Genomic DNA, 17,123 nt, shown 5'->3' with positions numbered 1-17,123 from the left:
TTAGAATATTCTAACCTTTTTCTTCCTCTTTTTCAAAGTAAAATGAATAAGCATAAGGAGGGGGAAACAATGGGATTTTGGAGTATGCACCGAAATATAAAAATTAGAATTATAACTTCGTTTTTAACACGCACTGTATCCACAATGATTTTTCCATTTATGGCAATTTACTTTTCAATAAAATTAGGTAGTGCGATTGCTGGTGCTTTATTACTCATCAATGTGCTAGCAGCATTAATTATCGGTTTATATGGTGGGTATGTTGGAGATCGGCTCGGTCGTAAAAAAGTAATGATTATCGGCCAAAGTATACAAGTCGTTTCCATTGCTTGTATGGGAATTGCAAACTCAGATTATGTAGATTCACCGTGGCTAACATTTGTGTTTATGTTAGTGAATAGTTTAGGATCTGGACTTATGAATCCAGCGACGGAAGCGATGTTAATAGATGTGAGCACACCTGAAAATCGAAAAGTGATGTACAGTATTAACTACTGGGCTATTAACTTATCAATTGCGATTGGGGCAATATTTGGCGGATTACTATTTGAGAACTATAGATTGCAATTGTTTATCGGATTAACAGTTATTGCAGTTATTACTTTATATGTGATGGCTGTATATATGGAAGAAGTGTATGTGGCACGAAAAACGGTGGAGAAGAAAAATGTATTAAAAGATATGGCAGATAGTTATAAAGTCGTGATGAAAGATAGAGCGTTTTTAATTTTTTGTGCAGCAAGTATATGTACACTATCGTTAGAGTTTCAAATTAATAATTATTTAGGGATACGTTTACAGAAGGAATTTGAAACGGTGCACTTTTTCTTTGGGAATGGTTTTACATTCGATTTAACAGGTATTCGAATGCTCAGCTGGATTTCAGCAGAGAATACAATTTTAGTTGTGTTATGTTCGGCGCTTCTTATTAAAATGCTGAAAAGCTTTAACGATTTAAAAATTTTATATGTAGGCTTATTCATTTATACAATTGGATTTACCATACTCGGAACGAGCAATAGTTTATGGATCTTATTAATCGCAGGGCTTTTCCAAACTGTAGGAGAGATGATGTATGTGCCAGTTCGTCAATCTATTATGGCAGATATGGTGCCGAATGAGGCAAGAGGTTCATATATGGCGATTAACGGAATGGTCTTTCAAGTTGCGAAAATGAATGGTGCATTAGGTGTTATGCTAGGTTCATTTATTGCATCTTGGGGCATGAGTGCTCTATATTTCATCGTTGGTATGAGCAGTATTTTATTATTTATGAAGGCGATAGGGAAAGAAAAGTATGAGGATGAAAGGGAGGTTTCTCAGATTGGATAAAACTATATAAAAAGCGAGCCAGTTATATACTGGGACTCGCTTTTTATATAATTTTTAAAACGGATCAACTTCAGCTAAGTCAGGATTGGTATTCGGGCTTGTTAAAAGATTCTTCAGTTCACCCACTTCTGAGAGAGCGACGAGAATATAACCACTAATGAGGACGATGAGTCCGATGACTCGTAATGTTTGCAATTTAATGTCACGGCTATTTTTTTCTGAGTTGTTTTGGGGCGTTGCAGGCGGATTGTTGTTCATAATAGGTCTCCTATCTTTTTTATTTATATGTGTAAAATCATTATTTAACTTATGGATAGGAATTGTATAGTCATTTTCACTATATGAGAACTGCCTATGAAAAGTGATTAGAAATTTTGGGACGAGAAAAGAGGCTGTGATGTGCAGCCTCTTTTTCGTTAAAATGCGGAAATTCGTTTCTTCGTTTTTGGTACAATAATAAATTTGATCCAGAGTAACCCGATAACCATAATGATAAGGCTATGTAAAAATTGTACTGTAGCAATGAGTATAACACTTGAAAATACAATGAGTTGAATACTTAGCAATATGAAAATTAAGCTAAGAAATTGACTCATTCGTTCTTCAGTATCAATTGGATATAATGCTACGATAATATTTCCCGAAAAATATTTCCACAGAGAACGAAGCTGCATAGAAATCATATATAGGATGATATAAACGATAGCACCTTTTACGTATATATTCGGAACAAAATATAGGATGAAAGCACCGATTACTCCCAAGCGAATATATATACCGAAATAATCATTACCACGTAAAAATGCAAGTGTATGTAAATAGAAGAAAGTAGCTTGTTTTTTATGTAGTAAAGGTTCGATCCAATTCGTAAGCCATTTTCTGCCGTTTACTTGTTTTTTTAGCTGCGGAACATCGGTAAAGATGCTAGCGAATTGATAAAATCGTATGTCCATTTTTTCTTCTTGCTCGATTATGTATTCCCACGGTATTCGCTTTGTGGGCTGTTTTTTTGTATATAGGAGTAGAAAGGCAAGAAGTAATAGTAAGCCGCCTAGCACAATGATATTTGCAACATAAAACAGCATGTAAATGAAAAGTGCATTACAAGCAACACGAATGATAAGCCATATGCTTTTTTCATAACTATCACGCCATATCCAATGTATGTATATGTTCCAGCCTTTTAAAATCATTAAAACGATAAAGATTGTACATAAAAAAGGTACGGTTAATTGTAATGATTGCAGTGCAAGTGGTACGAGAATAAGGAACGTAAATATAAGCGGGAAAAGCTGAATGATGTAATTATATAGAAGAGATTTTTTAAAATAAGATGTTAATTTCTCTTCTAATGCAAGTAAATAGACAGCGTCCGGTTTTTGAATAAATGTGCGAACTTGGCATCTCGTTATAATGAGTGTAAGTACGATCGTGATGAGTAATAAAGATATTCCTTTAGAAGGGTCCGTTTTAAGAAACTTAGCGTAATAATATGCACCTACACATGAGACGAAGATGAAGCTATATAGTAAACCGTTAATCATACGTGCAAAGTATGTGATGGCATTTTGAATATGTTGTTGAAAGCGAGAGCTCCATAGTGATTCGATTGACATGTTTTTCACCTCTTTTTTCTATTATATATGTTTTATAAAGTAAAAAACGAGCAAATTGCGTTACGCAACTTGCTCGTTTTTCTTTTCTTTATTTTTTTTCTGATCACGATTCATTAATGGATAGAAGGCAAAGCCAATCCCGAATAAACCAATTCCGAGAAGAAATGTTTTTATATCGGATGCTCCTGTTTTAATAACCCATAGTGCATAGCAAAGTGCGATAACTGCAACTACACCATCCATAATTCTTGAACCCATTTCATTCTTATATGTTTCACCAGTTGCGACTAGTTTTAACTGGAAGATTGGTGAAACGAGATATGGAATGAGGTAGGCCAGTGTTGATACGGTAATAACGAATGTATAAGCTTCCGCAATTGTTCCTGATAATGTTGAGAATAAGAACACTTGCGACATAATGTTTGTTAATCGTAGTGAATGAATTGGACTTCCTTTTTTGTTTGTTTTTGCGAAGAAGGAAGGGAAGAAACCTTCTTTTGCAGCTTGATAAGGTACTTCTGAGCTTAATAAAATCCAGCCTAATATTGAACCGAATAGGGAAGTAAGAGCAAGTAATGCCATAAGTTTCCCGCCGCCGTGACCCATTGCAGCGTTTAGCGCATCTGCTAATGGACGTTCAGAAGCTTGTAATTTATCAACGTGAAGCACACCCATTGTTAAAATTGTAATTCCTAAGTAAATTGCAACTGTGATAAGTAATCCTGCAACAGTCGCACGTTTTACCGTTTTGGGAGAAGTAGCTCGGTTTGATAAAAGAACCGCTGATTCAATCCCAATAAATGCCCAAAGTGTTGTAAGAGCAGCTAAGTTTACTTGTGAAAGTAGACCGTGTGATACGCCTTCTTTATCGATCATTGGTGTGTACCATTGTCCAAATTTTGAAGCTTCGAACGCAAATAACGTAACAATGATGAATAGAAGGAATCCAGTTACTTTCGTTGTTGTTGCTAGGAAGTTGAGCTTCCCAGCTCCGCTTACACCGTTTGTTAAAATTAAATGTGTGCCCCATAGTAAGACGGAACAAATAGTAAATGTAATGAGCTTTCCAACTTCTATATCGAACGAGCCGATTGAAAATAATAGTCGCGTATCTTTCATAATCGGGAAGAAGAGTGATAAATATCCCGCGAAAGATGTAATGATGGCAACGTTACTTGCCCAGTTTGCAACCCAATATCCCCACACCATGCTGAAACCAGCCATTTTCTTTCTTTTTGGTGTTGAGAATAAAGCATATGCATGACTTTGTGGTCCTGTCGTTAAATCAGGACGACGAATTGCTAAATTACCGAAAACAAGAGCTAGCATTAAAACACCAAACCCTGTTGTTAACCAAGCTAAAGTGACACCGAGTGGGCTTGCTGTTTGTGCCAACGTACTTGGCACCATGAAAATACCAGCGCCAACCATGTTACCGACAACGAAAGCTGTTAGTACCCAAAAGCCCCATTTTTTTTGTTGCATAGAAAATACCTCCAAAGTTAGTATAACCAAGTCAAGCGAGGAGATATGTATGTCTTCCTGATAAGGAAGAGAAGGTCCAAACAAAACAAAAAAAGCACGTAATTTGTCGCTACATGCTTTCTATCTTATAAGAAACCCACGACATACCTCTCGATAGCTCTCCACAAACGAAACGTTTGTGACAGTTCTGCACTTATTAAATGCAGACCCAGCAAGCGTGCATGGTGGACACGACTTACTTCGGCAATCATTCCTTTCTCATTTCTTCATCAATGCCACTACATCTCCTGAAATGATACTTTTAATGATTGCAACCTCTACCTCACCGAGATACGAATGAGGATTTATGTATTAAATTAACATGTTTAAGAGTAACAAATGTATTTTTATACGTCAATGGATATGGTAATAATCAGATTATAGAGAAGAGTTCGTTATTGGGGCTTGGAGGGTTTTAACTAAAAAGCAGCTGACCTAAATATTAGATCAGCTGCTACATATAAGATTAAACTAAGTTTAATACAGTTACTTTTTGACGAGTCATAGACTCAAGGCTCTTACGAATACCTTGTGCGCCCATACCTGAACCTTTTACACCGATGAATGGGAAGTGGTCAGGGCCGCGCTCTGTGCGTCCGTTAATTTGAACAGAACCAGTGTCGATTTTGTTAGCAATTGCAAATGCTTTGTTAATGTCTTTTGTGAAGACACTTGCTTGCAGACCGAACTCTGATTTGTTAGCAATTTCAATCGCTTGTTCGTCAGAAGAAACACGGATGATTGGAAGGATTGGGCCAAATGGCTCTTCCCAAGCAACTTTCATTTCTTCTGTTACGTTGTCGATTAACGTTGGATAAATTAGGTTGCGCTCACGTTTGTTACCGATAACGATTGTTGCACCTTTTTCAGCAGCATCGTCAATTAAACCTTGAACGAAGTCAGCAGATTTGTCGTCGATTAATGGAACGATTGTGCTGTTTTGTTCTGGAGATCCAACTGATAGTTCAGCTACTTGCTCTTTTAATAAGCCAGCTAGTTCGTCTGCTACATTTTCATGTACAAGTACACGCTTAATAGCTGTACAACGTTGACCTGAGTAAGAGAATGCACCGCTTACGATATGCTTTGCAGCTTCTTGTAAGTCTGCATCTTCACAAACGATACCAGGATCTTTACCACCAAGTTCTAATACAAGTGGAATCATCGCAGCTTTTTTCGCTAAATGTTTACCTGTATTTGTACCACCTGTGAACGATACCATATTTACGCCAGGATGTTCTACTAAGTAGTCACCAATTACAGAACCGCGTCCTGTAGCTACATTTACAAGACCTTTTGGAAGGCCAGCTTTATGAAGTGCTTCAACCATTTTAACACCGCTAATTGCACCTTGAGTTGCTGGTTTGAAGATAACAGCGTTACCCATAATAAGTGCTGGTGCAAGTTTTGCAGCAGATAAGTTTACTGGGTAGTTAAATGGTGCAATTGCTAATACAACACCAAGTGGTGCGCGCTGAATAATCGCAAGTTTAGATTTAGATCCACCAGGGAAGCTATCACCCATCATGCTTTCACCGTGCATGTGAAGTGCTTCGTCAACTGTGTAACGAATTAAGTCAGCTGTACGAACGACTTCTTTTTGCGCATCTTTATAGCCTTTACCGACTTCTTTCATAATGATATCGGCAATTTCATCTTGCATATTTACGAGCTCATCAGCCCATTTATATAAATATTTTGCGCGATCTTGTAGAGAAGCTTCAGCCCATGATTTTTGAGCTTCTTTTGCAGATGCAATTGCTTCATCTACTTCTCCTTGAGTAATTGCTTGTACTTGTCCAATTACTTCGTGTAAGTATGGAGATGGAATGTCGATTGTTTGACCTGAAGAGCTTTCTCTCCATTCTCCGTTTAAATAAAATTTGTACGTATTGCTAGTTGTCATGATTAGTCCTCCTAAAATAGCAACTTGTAAGAGTGAGTATAAGGTGATTGTAGGTGGTTTGATAATATTTTTCAAATGAAATGTTTGTGAAAACGATTTCTTACTATTTTTTTATTTTGTATGCCCTTTCTTACAGAAGATTCTCTTATTTCAAACTGAATTATAAGCAGAATGCATCACTTTTATTTTTTGTGATAAAAGATTATTTTATTCTAAAGCGAAAAAAATAATTGACAGAATACTCAATAAAGTTGTAAGATTATAAATGGAAAATAAATGAAGGGGGTGTGCGTAATGATTGTAATCGTAAATGTAATGGGCTTAGCTCTGTTAAATGGCGGAAAACATTCATATCATTACGCAACCCGTGCGGATATATAGGACCTTTTTGTCTTATGAGAAGCGTACGTTGCGTATATCGTAACGTACGCTTTTATGCATTCTATTGCATATCGTCAAGCGGCGGTATGCTTTTTTTTGTTTATTTTCCTTGTTACTATAAAAAATCAGAATTTGGAAGGTGGAAAAATGTGATGAAATTGTATGGCTTACGAAATGTAAATGTGATGGGTTTGGATAGCGGGTAAAGAAATGTGAATCAAACGGGAACGAGAAAGGGGAGGTTATATTGTTTTCAGTATTACTAAAGTTAAGCTGGTTTTTTAGAGAGCATTGGAAAAGGTATAGTATTGCAATTGGGGTACTTTTAATTGTAAACGTGATAGAGGTAATTCCACCGAAAGTGTTAGGAATTACCATTGATAATATTAAAACGGGAGCCTTAACGAATGAGGCGATTATGCAATATATTTTTATTTTACTTGGGGTAACGATTGGTGGGTATGTGCTTACTTTCATTTGGCAGCACCAACTATTTGGCGGTGCGTTCGTACTTGAGAAAACGATGCGTTCAAAATTTATGGGGCATTTACTTAAGATGACACCGACGTTTTATCAAAAAAATCGTACTGGCGATTTAATGGCGAGAGCGACAAATGATTTAAAAGCAATCTCCATGACAGCTGGCTTTGGTATATTAACGCTCGTTGATTCTAGTCTATATATGCTTACAATCGTTTGTATGATGGGCTTTTCAATTAGTTGGCAGTTAACATTTGCTGCGCTTATACCACTTCCGATTATGGCGTATGCGATGAATAGATACGGAAAGAAGTTGCATGAAAGATTTACAGTCGCGCAAGATGCGTTCGGGGATATGAACGATAAAGTACTTGAATCAATTGCGGGTGTACGCGTTATTCGTGCGTATGTACAGGAGAACGCTGATCAAGAAAGGTTTCATCATTTAGGAGATGACGTATACGAGAAAAATATGAGAGTAGCAAGAATCGATGCATTATTCCAGCCGACTGTGAAAATGCTCGTCGGTCTTAGTTATTTAATTGGTTTAGTGTACGGTGCATATCTCGTATTCCAATCAAAGGTGACACTTGGTGAGCTCGTTTCTTTTAACGTCTATTTAGGGATGATGATTTGGCCGATGTTTGCAATTGGTGAATTGATTAATGTTATGCAAAGAGGAAATGCGTCGCTCGACCGTGTAAATGAAACGTTAGCTTATGAACCGGATGTAAAGAATCCGAAAGATCCAAAGGTTGTACAAGAGCCAGATTACATTCAGTTTGATAACGTTACTTTTTCATATCCTTCATCAATTGAAACGAATTTGAAAAATGTTTCATTCTCTTTAAAACAAGGAGAGACACTTGGAGTTGTTGGGAAGACAGGAAGCGGGAAAACGACGCTCGTTCGTCAGCTTCTTCGTCAATATCCACTTGGAGAAGGGGATATTGCGGTTTCTGATGTGAAGCTAGATAAAATTACGAATGATAACGTACTTGGCTGGATTGGGTATGTACCTCAGGAACACATTTTGTTCTCAAAAACAGCGAAGGAAAATATTTTATTCGGAAATAGAGAAGCGACTGAAGAAGAACTTGAAAAAGCGATTGAAATAGCTGCGTTTAAAAAGGATTTAGAGTTTTTACCGGAAGGTTTAGAAACGCTCGTTGGAGAGAAAGGTGTTTCTTTATCAGGTGGGCAAAAGCAAAGGATTTCGATTGCGAGGGCTGTTATTCAAAATCCGGAAATTTTAATTTTGGACGATTCTTTATCAGCTGTTGATGCTCGTACTGAAGCGGCAATTATTGAAAACATACGAACAGAAAGAAGCGGGAAGACGACGATTATAACAACGCATCGTTTGTCAGCAGTGCAGCATGCTGATTGGATTCTCGTTATGGATAACGGTGAGGTTATTGAAGAAGGTTCGCATGAAGCACTCGTTCGAAATGGGGGCTGGTATGCAGAGCAGTTCGAAAGACAACAAGGTGAAAGTGAAAGTACGGATAGTGGGGTGAAAATATGAGTGTTTCAAAACGATTGTTTCAATACGCGATGAAAGTAAAAGGGCCGATTTTTGCAGCGATGGCGATGCTATTTGTTTTCGTTATTGCAGAACTCGCGGGTCCTTTCGTCGCAAAAACGATGATCGATGAGCATATCGTTGGAATAGAGAGACCCTGGTATGAAACAGAAAAGAGTGAGGATGCTGTTTCATATAATGGCGCCTTTTATAAGCGAAGTGATCGCTTTGAACAAGGTGAGCAAAAAGGGAAAGAAGTCCGAGTGATTCAAGTTGGCTTTCAGTACTATTTTGTACCGAATAAAATAACGCTTGAAGGAACTCGTTCTGTTAAGGATGATGTGCTTACAGTACAAAGTGGTAAGGCAGTGCAAGTGTATAAATCGAAAGCCTTAACGAAAGAAGAAGTATTTGCGTTTTATAAACCAGAAATAAATAGGTTATTACTACTTGGCGGTGGATATTTCGCTTTATTAGTAGTCGTATCATTATTTGCATACGGAAAGCAGTTCTTCTTACAGAAGGCGGCAAACAAAATTATTCAAATTATGAGGGAAGACGTCTTTTCCCATATTCAAACGTTGCCAATTCGTTATTTTGACCATTTACCAGCAGGGAAAATTGTATCGCGTGTAACGAATGATACAGAAGCGATTCGTGATTTATATGTAACAGTGCTTGCGACATTCGTCTCTAGTATCATCTATATTATCGGGATTTTCGCTGCGCTATTTTTACTTGATGTAAAACTGGCGGCGCTATGCTTACTTATCATCCCAATTTTAATTGTTTGGGCGATTATGTATAGAAAGTATGCGTCTGTATACAATCATAAAATGCGTTCGCGTTTATCGGATATTAACGGAACAGTGAATGAATCAATTCAAGGGATGCCAATTATTCAAGCATTTCGTCAAGAACATGAAACGAAGAAGGAATTTGAAGAGTTAAATGGTGATTATTTTAAATATCAAAATAAAATTTTAAATTTAAATGCAGCAACTTCGCATAATTTAGTGTCTGTATTAAGAAATATCGCTTTTACAGGTGTAATTTGGTATTTCGGTGGTGCTTCATTAAGTGCTTCTGGCCTCCTTTCTCTAGGGATACTGTATGCTTTCGTCGATTATTTAACGAGGTTATTCTCGCCAATTACGAACATGGTGAACCAACTTGCTAACTTAGAGCAATCGCGTGTTGCATCAGAGCGTGTGTTTGAATTGCTAGAGGAAAAGGGAGAGGCAGTAGAAGAAGAACGTATGCCTCGCTTAACCGGAAATGTGAAATTCGATAATGTCTCATTTTCTTATAATGGAAAAGATGAAGTATTAAAAAATATTTCTTTTGAAGCGAAACAAGGGGAGACAGTGGCACTTGTCGGTCATACTGGATCAGGAAAAAGTTCCATTATGAATGTGCTCTTTCAGTTTTATGAATTTCAAAAAGGGAAGCTTACGATTGATGGTCATGATGTAACAGAGATGCCGAAACAAGCAACACGTGAACATATGGGAATTGTATTGCAAGATCCGTTTTTATTTAGCGGGACAGTGGCATCCAATGTAAGCTTAGAAAATGAAAAAATTTCAAAAGATCGCATCGTAAAGGCGTTACGTGATGTTGGTGCGGAAAGGTTTGCGAACAATATAGATGAAAAAATTACGGAGAAAGGAAGTACACTTTCAACCGGAGAACGTCAGCTTATATCGTTTGCTAGGGCACTTGCTTTTGATCCTGCTATTTTAATTTTAGATGAAGCGACTTCCAGTATTGATACAGAAACAGAAGCGATGATTCAACAAGCGCTAGAAGTTGTGAAGAAAGGACGAACGACGTTTATTATCGCTCATCGTCTTTCAACAATTAAGAGCGCTGATCAAATTATTGTGCTTGATAGAGGAACGATTTTGGAAAAAGGTTCCCATGATGAATTAATGAAAAAGCGCGGGCGTTATTACGATATGTATAAAACGCAAATGGAAGGAAACCAGAGTGCTTAATTTTTAGAAGAACTTGCGATTTTCGCAAGTTCTTTTTTGATCGGATTGTCCGCTTAGAAGTTAATATATTTCACCGGCTGAAAAACTTATAAATAAGTAGGTATTGTTTTACCTTTTTCTTTATAAATGCTATATTAAAAAATGTTACTTATTTTTTGTATGTAGCGCTATTTTTCCATTTTGTTTGATTATGAAGAAAAAGGTTAAACTAAATAAGAACATTTTCATTGAAAAATTGTTCGAAATTGCATACAATCAATATAGTTTTTAAATTCCTATCAGAATACTTGGAGGACTACTATCATGAAAAAGTTATTTTCAGTGCTTGCAGTAACTACATTAGCGATTGGGATTGTAGCGGGCTGCGGTAAAGAAGAGAAAAAAGATACAGCTAATCAAGATGCATTACAGAAGATAAAACAAAGCGGTGAGCTTGTAATTGGTACAGAAGGTACATATCCACCATTTACGTTCCACGATACAAACGATAAATTAACTGGGTTTGACGTTGAATTAGCAGAAGAAGTTGCAAAACGTTTAGGTGTAAAGCCTGTATTTAAAGAAACACAATGGGATAGCTTACTTGCAGGAATAGATGCAAAACGTTTCGACATGGTTGCGAACGAAGTTGGTATTCGTGAAGATCGCCAAAAGAAATATGACTTCTCTAGTCCATATATTTCTTCTTCAGCAGCATTAGTTATTGCGAAAGATAAAGATAAACCTGCTACATTTGCTGACGTAAAAGGATTAAAAGCAGCACAATCTTTAACAAGTAACTACGCAGATATTGCTAAGAAAAATGGTGCGGAAATCACAGGTGTAGAAGGATTTAGCCAAGCAGCAGAATTATTAAGTTCTGGCCGCGTTGATTTCACAATCAATGATAAATTATCAGTGTTAAACTATTTAGAAACGAAAAAAGATGCAAAAATTAAAATTGTAGATACAGAAAAAGAAGCGTCACAAAGTGGATTCTTATTCCGTAAAGGTAGCGACAAACTTGTACAGGAAGTAAATAAAGCGTTAGAAGATATGAAAAAAGATGGTACGTACGATAAAATAACGAAAAAATGGTTCGGTGAAAATGTATCTAAGTAGCGCATTGATGTCAGATCGATTGTCTACTTGGATAGATATTATGCAGACTTCCTTCGCGCCTATGCTGAAGGAAGCTGTCTTTACGACAATTCCGTTAACGCTTATTACATTTATTATCGGTATTATACTTGCGACGTTAACAGCGCTCGCACGTATTTCAGGTAGTCGTATTTTACAATGGATTGCTCGTATCTATGTATCTATCATTCGCGGAACGCCACTTCTTGTACAGTTATTTATTATTTTCTATGGTCTTCCAACTCTTAATATTGAGGTTGAGCCATATACAGCAGCAGTTATTGGATTTTCATTAAATGTAGGTGCATATGCATCTGAAATTATTCGTGCTTCTATCCTTTCAATCCCGAAAGGACAGTGGGAAGCAGCTTACACAATTGGGATGACATACCCGCAAGCATTAAAACGTGTTATTTTACCACAAGCAACACGCGTATCAATTCCGCCGCTTTCGAATACATTTATTAGTTTAGTGAAGGATACTTCATTAGCGTCGTTAATTTTAGTAACAGAAATGTTCCGAAAAGCGCAGGAAATTGCGGCAATGAACTATGAGTTTTTAATTGTTTATTTTGAAGCAGGTCTAATTTATTGGGTAATTTGCTTCTTATTATCTATCGTGCAACAAATATTAGAAAAACGTTCAGAACGTTATACTCTAAAATAACCCTTTCATAAAAGGAGTTTTTGTTTTTATGATTTCAATTCAACATTTACAAAAAAGTTTCGGAGATAATACCGTATTAAAACATATAGACTTATCAGTTGAGAAGGGCGAAGTGGTTGTTATTATCGGGCCATCTGGATCTGGTAAAACGACATTCTTGCGTTGTCTCAACGTGTTAGAAACGCCGAACGCTGGTAACATTCGCATCGGCAATAAAGAGCTCGATTTCTCTCAAAAAGTATCGAAGAAAGATATTGTAAATCTTCGTACGCAAACAGGTATGGTATTCCAACACCATAATCTATTTCCTCATTTAACAGCAATTCACAATGTAATGGAAGGGCTCATTACAGTGAAAAAGATGGGGAAAGAAGAAGCGAAGAAAAAAGCAAACTATTTCCTTGAAAAAGTTGGTCTTGCGGATAAAGTAGACTTATATCCGTTCCAATTATCAGGTGGACAACAACAGCGCGTTGGAATCGCTCGTGCGCTTGCGATGGAGCCGGAAGTTTTACTATTTGATGAGCCAACGTCAGCACTTGATCCTGAGCTAGTTCAAGAAGTTTTAAAGGTTATGAAAGAACTTGCTAAAGAAGGAATGACGATGGTCATTGTAACGCATGAAATGCGCTTTGCTCATCAAATTGCGAACCGTGTTATTTTCATGGATGGCGGTGTCGTTGTCGAACAAGGTACACCGGAAGATGTATTTACAAATCCAAAAGAAGAACGAACGAAGAAGTTTTTACAAATGTTGCAGTAAATTAAGGAAGGTCTCAGGGCATATGCCCTGAGACCTTTTTGCCATATATATTTATTTTTGGAATCCGCCAAGGCTTTGCTCAGCCATTGCAACTAGACGTTTTGTAATTTCTCCACCAACAGAACCGTTAGCGCGAGCCGTAGAATCTGCTCCTAATTGTACACCAAATTCTTGAGCGATTTCGTACTTCATTTGATCGATTGCTGCTGTTGCACCTGGTACTACTAATTGATTGTAAGAGCTTTGGTTTGCCATAGGAATATATCCTCCTTAGAGTTATAAAAATTTTTTTGGTTGGACTAGCTGGATTTGAACCAGATTATCGCCCCGTTTGGCGCTAATCCATCGGTAATTAAGTTTGTACTCATAGTATGGATGTTACCTAGAAAGATATACAAAAAAATAATTTGTAAATTTTGTAAAAAATATTTCATCATTTCGTAAATTATGAAATAAGAGTAATCGTTGTATTTTTAAGAAAGAAGGCTAAACTAAGAGCGAAATCATATGCGTTTTTTCTTTGTATAACCAGCTTGGCTTACTTAGCTTATGATTTGTTAAAGTGAGACAAATTCCAGTTTAGTAAAATGAAAATTAAATCGGGAGCAACTGCATAGTTCTGTTTTAACCCAGGGTAGGGTAGAAAAAGGAACTGACCGCGTCTATGTACGGCTAGATGCTCTCTTCAATCTAAAAAAGAAGCTTTTAAACGAAAATGTAATTAAAGTGAGATAAATTAAAGCTTAGTAAAATGAAAATTAAACGGCAACAACTGCATAGTTCTGTTTTAACCCAGGGTAGGGTAGAAAAAGGAACTGACCGCGTCTATGCACGGCTAGATGCTCTCTTCAATCTAAAAAAAGGGCTTTTTAATTGTTTTTAAACGATAACGTATGGAGGAATCATGATGGGAATTTGCCCGCTTTGCAACGCGCTAGAATCACAAACATATTCTTGTCAAAATTGCCAAGGTATACTCCAAGATTATGGGAAAACTGTAGATTACATAGATGATTACAGTGCATATATGGATCAAGAATTATTAAGTGCAGTAGACGGTTTAACACATAATAATTCACAGGAGTATTGCAATCATGTTTTTTATTGCGGAGTATGTAATGTGGAAACTGAAGTTGTAGTGAAGCTCGTTTAAATAAAAAACTTCCACCTTATGAAGGAGGTGGAAGTTTTTGTTTTTGTATTTGTGAGTTAATCATAGGGGAAGGGATGTTTTCGGTATGTGACGAAGGATCTGATTTTATTTGTGACATTTTTTCTTTCGTATCGCGCAAAGAGTGTTCAGTTAAATAGATGGCATATTCATAAAATAATTGGCGCGTAAGTTCACTTTGTTCTTTTAACTTTTCATCTTGGAATACAGTTCGCCCCGGTTTAGAATTTGCTTCAAATAGCCACGGGTTTTCCGTGGTGTCTAAACCAATGTCAAAACCAATTTCTCCAATGTTCCCGGTTACTTGCCCATCAAGTGCATAACTGATTTGTAAGGCTGTTTGTTTTAGTTTATTTTCAATTTGAACTTGCTTTGTTGAATCAGGAAATAGTTCCTGAAGTAATTTCGTATCACCGCCGCTATTTACATGAGTTGTTAAGCTACCTTTGCCGGCGATTTTTGCGACGATTGCACTGACTACCCAATTACCAAAATGGTTTTTATTTGTATGAATGCGAAAATCGACGGGTTGCCCTTCGAAGCGGAGCAGTGAGATACCTTGTTGTACGATAAACTTTTTTAAATCATGTCCTTTTAACACATGGTTAAGAAGGGCTTCTAATGATTGATACTTTCTTAGTTTGTTTTGTTCATTTTCACGATAACGACAATAGTAGCAATTATCAGTTTGAGAATAGAGTATTTGATGAATATTTCTGCCGAAGCTACCGTGTATTGGTTTCATATAAATGTACTTATACGTACCGAGAAGTCGTTCTACTTGTTCAAAATGTTGAAATACTTCTGTATTTGGTAAGAATGGTTTAATTGAATCTTCTTTCATTAAAAGTTGATGCACTTCCCATTTATTGAAAAATCCCGGATTAAACCACGGAATCGCATAGTCGCTTTCTAAACGTTTTTTTGCTCTTACGATAGGTTTGTAATTTTCTGCTTGCCGATTTGGTAAACGGTCGTAAATGACATTTGGTAAAGGGACTTTGTTTTTTACCCATTTTCCTTTTTGAAAGAAGTACCCTTCAATTGTTTCCTCTTCCCAGTTTATATGTTGAAGGCCAAAGACAAATACAAATGGCTGTAATGTGAATGGTGGTGTTAATAACTCACTGAGAGAGATGGAACGACTTCCTAAAGGAGAATTAGAATCATCGTTAAAGCCAGTTGTGAAAATCCCGATTAATGGGCCGAAAACAATGGCTTGATTGTGTAAGAAGGCATGGATTGTCGTCGAATGCGGTAGTAAAAGATCGGCTGCAATCTGTTCGCCAATAATAATTTCTCGCGTGAATGAATAATGAATTTTAATATTCTCACATGTAATATAACGTAAGCCAAAGAAAAAGGATGTAATTGGTGGTGTAATAGAAAAAACGTAAGGTAAAGTAATACTATTTGGATGCTCATCTGAAATACTTAATGTATATATGTGCTCTTTCAACGGGGATTTCCTCCTTTCGTTATGGTGTAAATCGGCTAAACTTTAATGGACCATGAAAAATTTGTTCAGCGAGTTCGTCGTTGTACCTAGTATAAACTTCGTAAGAAGGCATCGTATTGACGTACATAAGCCAAATGGCACCTTTTTGATCCATAATGGTAGAAAGCTCTAGTTCAAATAATGAAGAATAGGACTGATCGAGTGTTTTAAAAACTTCGGTTACAACATCATGTAAAGCATCTTTTAATAATTGGACGCCAGTTGGAGAAAGTAAATATTTAATTTTAGAAAATGGATGTAACATAGAACGTTCTGTTGCTGAAAGTAAAAATTGTGCTGGGAATGAAGATTTTTGTATAAATTGACCGAGCACTTTCCAATTCTGTTCTTTATTTTTTTGCATAATGGTTCGAATATGAATCGGATATGATAGTTGATGTGGAGGTTGTAACATTGGATGAATCATATAACGGAATGAGTGTATGTTCGATTTGCACCATGATATAAATTCATCTGTTCGTTTGAATTGAGTAGAAGTATGATGTTGTTCATTTATTGTATCGATATGAAATGTTTTATTTTTGTAAGTGGCCCGATATAAATTTTCATTGGAGTGTATATTGATTGGTCTTATAATAATATCTCTTGTTTCTAGTAGTAATTTAAAAATTCCTTGTACTGTTCCTTTTATTATTTTTGGTACGTAAGGGGAAAGACGTTTATTAGTAAGAAAAAGATTGTGCAAATCGCTTGGGTTAATAAGTGTGTTGTTTAAAAAAGTAGTGGAAGAACGTTTGTGTAATGAATGAATAATCGCATTTGCTTGTTGGAATTCCTCATCCTCTTTGAAATGACAACGATCATATATATATGAAGGAATGGGAAAGGTTTGATCTATCCAATTTCCTGTATCTGTATCGTAAATAAGACCAGAAACAAGATCTGTCTTTGAATCAATGCTAAACGGTGTGAATTGGGCAACGACGTTATGATAAAGACGAGCTCGCTTAGCGATTTCGGTGTAATACGTTTGCTCGTGATGGAGCCCGGAAGTTAAAAGACCAAGAACCAACGAAATCACTCCTTTAGTAATAAGATGTTTGCATTATAGGCGAAGCTATATATTGCAAATACGTTTTTATACCATTATACTTTTGTCCGTATGATGATATGCTATAGT

Annotated in this window: 14 protein-coding genes and 1 riboswitch; of the genes, 7 read left to right on the top strand and 7 right to left on the bottom strand. The window is 36.6% G+C overall.

Annotated features, from left to right (window positions below; genetic code table 11):
• The first annotated feature begins 69 nt into the window (after positions 1–69).
• Positions 70–1,332 (top strand): MDR family MFS transporter, encoded by a 1,263-nt coding sequence (locus MR155_RS22700; protein ID WP_242311146.1) that lies wholly within the window; start codon positions 70–72, stop codon positions 1,330–1,332.
• A gap of 54 nt (positions 1,333–1,386) precedes the next feature.
• On the opposite strand, the gene MR155_RS22695 is transcribed toward MR155_RS22700, so the two are convergent.
• The 4 genes from MR155_RS22695 to gapN all read right to left on the bottom strand — a co-directional run bounded on the left by MR155_RS22695 (position 1,387) and on the right by gapN (position 6,378).
• Positions 1,387–1,590, bottom strand: coding sequence for a hypothetical protein (locus MR155_RS22695; RefSeq protein WP_219301322.1), 204 nt, complete (start codon positions 1,588–1,590; stop codon positions 1,387–1,389).
• A gap of 158 nt (positions 1,591–1,748) precedes the next feature.
• Complete coding sequence (locus MR155_RS22690; protein WP_242311145.1) at positions 1,749–2,948, bottom strand: ABC transporter permease; 1,200 nt, start codon at positions 2,946–2,948, stop codon at positions 1,749–1,751.
• A gap of 60 nt (positions 2,949–3,008) precedes the next feature.
• Positions 3,009–4,433 (bottom strand): amino acid permease, encoded by a 1,425-nt coding sequence (locus MR155_RS22685; protein WP_002087377.1) that lies wholly within the window; start codon positions 4,431–4,433, stop codon positions 3,009–3,011.
• A gap of 146 nt (positions 4,434–4,579) precedes the next feature.
• A riboswitch (Lysine riboswitch) is annotated at positions 4,580–4,761 on the bottom strand.
• Positions 4,762–4,938: 177 nt separating this feature from the next.
• Positions 4,939–6,378 carry an NADP-dependent glyceraldehyde-3-phosphate dehydrogenase gene (gapN, locus tag MR155_RS22680; RefSeq protein WP_002010835.1) on the bottom strand — a complete coding sequence of 480 codons (1,440 nt, stop codon included), beginning with the start codon at positions 6,376–6,378 and terminating at the stop codon, positions 4,939–4,941.
• 628 nt (positions 6,379–7,006) lie between these two features.
• Here gapN and MR155_RS22675 point away from each other — a divergent pair.
• The 5 genes from MR155_RS22675 (at position 7,007) to MR155_RS22655 (ending at position 13,313) form a co-directional block, all read left to right on the top strand.
• Positions 7,007–8,767: an ABC transporter ATP-binding protein gene (locus MR155_RS22675; protein ID WP_002063973.1), complete on the top strand. Its 1,761-nt coding sequence runs from the start codon at positions 7,007–7,009 to the stop codon at positions 8,765–8,767.
• Positions 8,764–10,764 carry an ABC transporter ATP-binding protein gene (locus MR155_RS22670; RefSeq protein ID WP_242311144.1) on the top strand — a complete coding sequence of 667 codons (2,001 nt, stop codon included), beginning with the start codon at positions 8,764–8,766 and terminating at the stop codon, positions 10,762–10,764. The genes MR155_RS22675 and MR155_RS22670 overlap by 4 nt, the downstream gene beginning before the upstream one ends.
• A gap of 303 nt (positions 10,765–11,067) precedes the next feature.
• Positions 11,068–11,865: an amino acid ABC transporter substrate-binding protein gene (locus MR155_RS22665; protein ID WP_002030008.1), complete on the top strand. Its 798-nt coding sequence runs from the start codon at positions 11,068–11,070 to the stop codon at positions 11,863–11,865.
• On the top strand, positions 11,852–12,550 hold the full coding sequence (locus MR155_RS22660) for an amino acid ABC transporter permease (protein WP_033706449.1): 699 nt from the start codon (positions 11,852–11,854) through the stop codon (positions 12,548–12,550). The genes MR155_RS22665 and MR155_RS22660 overlap by 14 nt, the downstream gene beginning before the upstream one ends.
• A 28-nt stretch (positions 12,551–12,578) precedes the next feature.
• Positions 12,579–13,313, top strand: a complete 735-nt coding sequence (locus MR155_RS22655) for an amino acid ABC transporter ATP-binding protein (RefSeq protein WP_219301327.1) — start codon at positions 12,579–12,581, stop codon at positions 13,311–13,313.
• A gap of 51 nt (positions 13,314–13,364) precedes the next feature.
• On the opposite strand, the gene sasP is transcribed toward MR155_RS22655, so the two are convergent.
• Positions 13,365–13,568 carry a small acid-soluble spore protein, SasP family gene (sasP, locus tag MR155_RS22650; protein WP_000013349.1) on the bottom strand — a complete coding sequence of 68 codons (204 nt, stop codon included), beginning with the start codon at positions 13,566–13,568 and terminating at the stop codon, positions 13,365–13,367.
• A gap of 652 nt (positions 13,569–14,220) precedes the next feature.
• On the opposite strand from sasP, the gene MR155_RS22645 reads away from it, so the two are divergent.
• Positions 14,221–14,466 carry a hypothetical protein gene (locus MR155_RS22645; protein ID WP_002087367.1) on the top strand — a complete coding sequence of 82 codons (246 nt, stop codon included), beginning with the start codon at positions 14,221–14,223 and terminating at the stop codon, positions 14,464–14,466.
• A gap of 16 nt (positions 14,467–14,482) precedes the next feature.
• Here MR155_RS22645 and MR155_RS22640 read toward each other — a convergent pair whose 3' ends face one another.
• A complete protein-coding gene (locus MR155_RS22640; RefSeq protein ID WP_242311143.1) occupies positions 14,483–15,943 on the bottom strand; it encodes a YheC/YheD family endospore coat-associated protein in 1,461 nt (486 codons plus the stop codon).
• 19 nt (positions 15,944–15,962) lie between these two features.
• The gene (locus MR155_RS22635) at positions 15,963–17,015 is read right to left on the bottom strand and encodes a YheC/YheD family protein (RefSeq protein ID WP_242311142.1); all 1,053 of its coding nucleotides are present in this window, start codon (positions 17,013–17,015) and stop codon (positions 15,963–15,965) included.
• Between the last annotated feature and the right edge of the window lie 108 nt (positions 17,016–17,123).

The organism is Bacillus cereus group sp. BfR-BA-01331, from assembly GCF_022663915.1.
GTDB lineage: Bacteria > Bacillota > Bacilli > Bacillales > Bacillaceae_G > Bacillus_A > Bacillus_A mycoides.
The sequence above is the reverse complement of the archived record's forward strand: the minus strand, read 5'-3'. Positions and strand labels throughout refer to the sequence as shown.

Bases quoted from the DNA above. Each gene is read 5' to 3' on its own strand.
- MR155_RS22700 (WP_242311146.1), top strand. From the start codon at position 70: ATGGGATTTTGGAGTATGCACCGAAATATAAAAATTAGAATTATAACT.
- MR155_RS22695 (WP_219301322.1), bottom strand. From the start codon at position 1,590: ATGAACAACAATCCGCCTGCAACGCCCCAAAACAACTCAGAAAAAAAT.
- MR155_RS22690 (WP_242311145.1), bottom strand. From the start codon at position 2,948: ATGTCAATCGAATCACTATGGAGCTCTCGCTTTCAACAACATATTCAA.
- MR155_RS22685 (WP_002087377.1), bottom strand. From the start codon at position 4,433: ATGCAACAAAAAAAATGGGGCTTTTGGGTACTAACAGCTTTCGTTGTC.
- gapN (WP_002010835.1), bottom strand. From the start codon at position 6,378: ATGACAACTAGCAATACGTACAAATTTTATTTAAACGGAGAATGGAGA.
- MR155_RS22670 (WP_242311144.1), top strand. From the start codon at position 8,764: ATGAGTGTTTCAAAACGATTGTTTCAATACGCGATGAAAGTAAAAGGG.
- MR155_RS22665 (WP_002030008.1), top strand. From the start codon at position 11,068: ATGAAAAAGTTATTTTCAGTGCTTGCAGTAACTACATTAGCGATTGGG.
- MR155_RS22660 (WP_033706449.1), top strand. From the start codon at position 11,852: ATGTATCTAAGTAGCGCATTGATGTCAGATCGATTGTCTACTTGGATA.
- MR155_RS22655 (WP_219301327.1), top strand. From the start codon at position 12,579: ATGATTTCAATTCAACATTTACAAAAAAGTTTCGGAGATAATACCGTA.
- sasP (WP_000013349.1), bottom strand. From the start codon at position 13,568: ATGGCAAACCAAAGCTCTTACAATCAATTAGTAGTACCAGGTGCAACA.
- MR155_RS22645 (WP_002087367.1), top strand. From the start codon at position 14,221: ATGGGAATTTGCCCGCTTTGCAACGCGCTAGAATCACAAACATATTCT.